The sequence below is a fragment of the Acrocarpospora phusangensis genome, assembly GCF_016862995.1.
In the GTDB taxonomy this organism is placed as follows: Bacteria; Actinomycetota; Actinomycetes; order Streptosporangiales; family Streptosporangiaceae; genus Acrocarpospora; species Acrocarpospora phusangensis.
In genome coordinates this window covers 1-1,101 of record NZ_BOOA01000206.1, presented here as the reverse complement: position 1 = coordinate 1,101, position 1,101 = coordinate 1, and the positions used below count along the sequence as shown (strand labels likewise).

At 68.3% G+C, this 1,101-nt stretch carries 1 protein-coding gene and 1 pseudogene; one reads left to right on the top strand and one right to left on the bottom strand.

From position 1 onward, the window contains the following. Positions 1–260: pseudogene (locus tag Aph01nite_RS40945) on the bottom strand (MFS transporter); the annotation flags it as partial. A gap of 550 nt (positions 261–810) precedes the next feature. Here Aph01nite_RS40945 and Aph01nite_RS40940 point away from each other — a divergent pair. After that, positions 811–1,101 (top strand): hypothetical protein (locus Aph01nite_RS40940; RefSeq protein WP_204046483.1); only part of this gene is annotated, 291 nt, incomplete at its 3' end.

Below are 1,101 nucleotides of genomic sequence, written 5' to 3'. Positions count from 1 at the left end.
AGGCCCAGGGCGAACACCAGCAGGCGCTCCTCGCCCGCCCGCCTGGCCGCCCATGGCGTGATCGCGCCGAACACGGCGAAACACAGGACGGGGAGTGTGGTGAGCAGGCCGGATACAAAACCGGGCATGTGCAGCGCGGAGCTGATCTCGTGCAGCACCGCGCCGACGCTGGTGACCGCGGTTCTCAGGTTGAGGGCGGCCAGCACCACTCCGAGCACCGTCAGCCAGCCCGCGGACCCCTCCCGCGCAAACCTACTCAACCCCGGCCCCCGAATCATGGGATGATTCCACCATTACCAACTATCTCACCACAAACCGACAGAACACCAAAGAACGCCCAGGTAGTCCAAGGTGAAGGAACTTTGAACAGGCCCATCCGGCTTCCTAGGCGTGGATTGCGTCCACGGGAGTTTTGGACTCGGGCGGCCCTTCGAGGAGTGGTGAGAACGCCCCGACGCCCTCACCCAACAGACCGCGACACCCAAGTACCGATGACCCCCGCGTCGGGACTCGACCTCCCGCCCGGCCGGGATCCGAACTCCCTGCCCGGCCGGGTGTCCCCGACAAGTCGGGACTCGGCGTTCTCATCGGGTCGGGACGAACCCGTGCTGGTGACCTGCGGGCCACCCGTGCGGCCCGGCGTCCTTGCCGGGCCGGGCCAACCCGTGCTGGTGGCCTGTGGGCTGCGCGTGTGGCCCGGTATCGTCGCCTGGCCGGGGCGGACTCTCGGGTTCTTCGGCGGTGACCGGGATCGGGGGCGGGGTGGGTGGGCGGTAGCCTTCTGGCCATGTCTCCTTGGGGTGGTCGGTGATGTCCGGCGCGTACTCGGGATGGATCATCGGTGGGGCGCTGGTGCTGGCGCTCGCCTGTCTCGTCACTGCCGCACGTGATCGTCCGATGGGGATCTGGCTGCTCGCTGGGTTGTGCGTTCTGGAGATCGCGCTGATCGTGCAGGCCGTGTTGGCCTTGACCGAGTTGGAGAGGGTGACCGAGCGGGCGACGTTCATCGGCTACCTGGCGGGCACCGTGGTTATTCCGCTGGTCGCGCTGTGGTGGGGGAAGGCGGAGCGGACCCGCTGGGGGCCCGGGGTCATCGCGGTC